Genomic DNA, 3742 nt, shown 5'->3' on the forward strand with positions numbered 1-3742 from the left:
GATCCAGATCATGGTGATGACGGTCGCCGCGATCAACAAGAAAGAGATCAACAACCTCTACAAGGACAGCGAGAAGACCGGCGGCGAGAAGCCGATCGACCTGATCCGCGCGACGCGGCCGATCGTGATCGTCGACGAGCCGCAAAGCGTCGACGGCGGCCTCGAAGGGCGCGGGCGCGAAGCGCTCGCCGCGATGGCGCCGCTCTGCACGCTGCGCTATTCGGCCACCCACGTCGACCGCCATCACATGGTGTACCGGCTCGACGCGGTCGACGCGTACGAGCGCAAGCTCGTCAAGCAGATCGAGATCGCGTCGGCGATCGTCGAGGATGCGCACAACAAGCCGTACGTGCGGCTCGTCGGCGTGTCGAACCGGCGCGGCGCGATCAGCGCGCGCATCGAGCTCGATGTCGCGACCGCGGCCGGCGTGAAGCGCCAGATCGTGTCGGCGACCGACGGCGACGATCTCGAGCGCCTGACCAAGCGCGCACTGTACGCGGGGCTGCGGATCGGCGAAGTGCATGCGGTCAAGGGCGCCGAATACGTGGAGCTGCGCCATCCGGAAGGCGAGGCGTTCCTGTCGCTCGGCGAGGCGTTCGGCGACATCGACACGCTGGCCGTGCAGCGCGAGATGATCCGCCGCACGATCCGCGAGCATCTCGACAAGGAATTACGCCTCGCCGAGCGCGGCGTGAAGGTGCTGTCGCTGTTCTTCGTCGACTCGGTCGAGCGCTATCGCCGCTACGACGAGAACGGCATGCCGGTGAAGGGCGACTACGCGCTGATCTTCGAAGAGGAATATGCGCGCGCGGCCCGTGTGCCGGCCTACCGTGCGCTGTTCGACGGCGTCGACGTCGCGCTGGAAGTCGAGCGTGCGCACAACGGCTACTTCTCGATCGACCGCAAGGGCGGCTGGACCGACACGAGCGAGAGCAGCGCGGCGGCCCGCGAGAACGCGGAGCGCGCGTACGGCCTGATCATGCGCGAGAAGGAAGCGCTGCTGTCGTTCGACACGCCGCTGAAGTTCATCTTCTCGCACTCGGCGCTGAAGGAAGGCTGGGACAACCCGAACGTGTTCCAGATCTGCACGCTGCGCGACATCCAGACCGAACGCGAGCGCCGCCAGACGCTCGGCCGCGGGCTGCGCCTCGCGGTCGATCAGGACGGTGAACGCGTGCGCGACCCGGGCGTGAACACGCTCACCGTGATCGCGACCGAGCGCTACGAGTCGTTCGCGGAAAACCTGCAGAAAGAAATCGAGGCCGATACGGGCATCCGTTTCGGGATCGTCGAGGAACACCAGTTCGCGGCGCTGCCGGTGCAGGAAGACGGCGGCCCCGCGCACGCGCTCGGCATCGAGCTGTCGCGCGTGCTGTGGAATCACCTGCACGAGCAGGGCTACGTCGACGCACAGGGCAAGGTGCTCGATCGGCTGAAGGATGCGCTGCGCCAGAGCGCGCTCGTGCTGCCGGATGCGTTCGAACGGCTGCGTGCGCCGATCGTCGCGACGCTGCGCAAGCTGTCGGGCCGCTTCGCGGTGCGCAATGCCGACGAGCGCCGCGCGATCGCATTGCGGCGCGATGCATCGGGCAAGGCCGTCGTGTTCGGCGAGGATTTCCGCGCGCTGTGGGATCGCATCCGTCATCGCACCGTGTACCGCGTCGAATTCGACAACGCGAAGCTGGTGCGCGACTGCACGGCCGCGTTACGCGATGCGCCAGACATCGCACGGGCGCGGCTGCAGTGGCGCAAGGCCGAGATCGACATCGGCAAGGCCGGCATCGAGGCGATCGAGGTGGCCGGCGCCGGCACCGTGCTGCTCGACGAAGGCGAGTTGCCGCTGCCCGACCTGCTCACCGAGCTGCAGGACCGCACGCAGCTCACGCGCCGTTCGCTTGCGACGATCCTCGCCGACAGCGGCCGGCTCGACGATTTCCGCGTGAATCCGCAGCAGTTCATCGCGGTCGCGGCCGACGCGATCAACCGCTGCAAGCGGCTCGCGCTCGTCGCGGGCATCGCGTACCGCAAGCTCGGCGAGCGCCACGTGCATGCGCTCGAATCGTTCGAGAGCGAAGCGCTGACCGGCTATCTGCGCAACCTGCGGCCGGATGCGCGCAAGTCGATCCACGAAGCGGTCGTGTGCGAGACGGATGCGGAGCGCGCGTTCGCCGATGCGCTCGAAGCGCACGACGGCGTGAAGCTGTACGCGAAGCTGCCGGCGTGGTTCCGCGTGCAGACGCCGCTCGGCAGCTATCACCCCGACTGGGCCGTGCTCGCGGAACAGGACGGCGGCGAGCGGCTGTACTTCGTCGTCGATACGCCGAATGCCGACGGCCACGTGCCGAGCGAGCACGAGCGCGCGAAGCTCGCGTGCGGCGAAGCGCATTTCCGCGCGCTGGTCGATGGCGACGGCGCGGCGCGCTTCGTGCGGGTCACGCAGGCCGATGCGTTATTCGAACCTGCAGCGCCGACGGCGGGCGCGGGGCGGTAAGACGAAGGGCGGCGACGAGCCGCCCTTTTTTATCGGCGTGGCCGGGCCTCTATCGATCGTGCCGAGTGCCCGCGGCGCCTGTTTGCTCCGGCCGGTTTTCATCCTGTCATTCGCATGAAAGCCATCCGTATTCTCGCGGGCGGGCGACGCAGTTACGGCTGGTTGCAAATCGGGTCGGCATGATGTTTCCGGTCGGCAGCCTCGTTGCGTTTTCACCATGAAAAAGGGCGCCGAAGCGCCCTTCTCCTGCATTCGCCGGCCGTGCTTACAGCGTGCGGCCGAATGCATTCCGATGCGAATGATGCGTGGACGTCGACGCATGCGCGGTATGGCCATGCGCGTGCGTGTGACCCCGGCCCGGCTGCGTGCCGGCACGGTCGGCGATCGTATCGGAACGGTCGGCCGCGCGCGCGAGGCCCTTGTCGCGATCGCCCGCGTGCATGCCGTTCGAGTTGCTCAGCGCCTGGCCGCTCATGTGGCCGCCGGACATCCCGCCCGCGTTGCCGCCCGAGCCGCCAGCGCCATGACCGCCGCCGTTGCCCCCGCCATTGCCGCCGGCCGCCGCATGGGCGGATACCGAGCCGAGCGCGAGCAGCGCGGCCGTCAGGACGGACAGATATCGTTGCTGTTTCATCGTGTGCTCCCTGGAGCGCGTTTGTGTGACTGCATTTTATGAACGCGCGAAATGCGTGCCGCACGACGTTGTAAATGATCGTAACGATGCGTGCGGCACGCATTCGTCGGATCAATTCGGTGCGTGCATGAACGCGGGAACGAAGCACCGGAGCGACGCGACCGCATCGCCCCGGTGACGAGGTCGCTTACTGCGCCGGCTGCATGCCCTGCGCGGCGGCCCTGTGCTGCGCGGCCTGCTCTTGCGCGTGCTTCTTCGCCATGTGATGGCCGACGATACAGCCGCCGACCGCGCCGACCACCGCGTGATGCCCCGCGTAGTGGCCGGCCACACCGCCTACCACCGCGCCCTTCATGCAGCCCGCCGCGTGCGCGCTGCCGATCGTTGCGAGCGCAACGACTGCGGCGGCTGCGTACCGTCCGATGTACCGGATGGAATTCATGTGATCACTCTCCTCAGGTCGTCGTGATCAGTGCGCTCGTGAGCCGGTCGCGCTTGTATGTTCAGTACTGACCAGTACGGTAAAGTCTGGTGGTAGCCAGACGAGACCGTGCAGTTTGCCCCGCGCTTGGGTGTTGGAGCCCGTGACTGAGTACAAAACGCACGGTTGCCGTGCT

General features: G+C 67.4%; 3 protein-coding genes. 1 reads left to right on the forward strand and 2 read right to left on the reverse strand.

All coding sequences use genetic code 11. The annotated features are described in order from the left end of the window. On the forward strand, positions 1 to 2491 hold a 2491-nt coding region (locus tag H3O04_RS34455; protein ID WP_202589420.1), incomplete at its 5' end, for a restriction endonuclease. Positions 2492 to 2756: 265 nt separating this feature from the next. On the opposite strand, the gene H3O04_RS34460 is transcribed toward H3O04_RS34455, so the two are convergent. Continuing rightward, entirely contained in the window at positions 2757 to 3125 is a 369-nt protein-coding gene (locus tag H3O04_RS34460; RefSeq protein ID WP_006477219.1) for a hypothetical protein, read from the reverse strand. A gap of 187 nt (positions 3126 to 3312) precedes the next feature. Next, positions 3313 to 3567: a hypothetical protein gene (locus H3O04_RS34465; RefSeq protein ID WP_202589421.1), complete on the reverse strand. Its 255-nt coding sequence runs from the start codon at positions 3565 to 3567 to the stop codon at positions 3313 to 3315. Between the last annotated feature and the right edge of the window lie 175 nt (positions 3568 to 3742).

This window comes from Burkholderia sp. KCJ3K979 (assembly GCF_016759955.1).
Classification (GTDB): domain Bacteria; phylum Pseudomonadota; class Gammaproteobacteria; order Burkholderiales; family Burkholderiaceae; genus Burkholderia; species Burkholderia orbicola.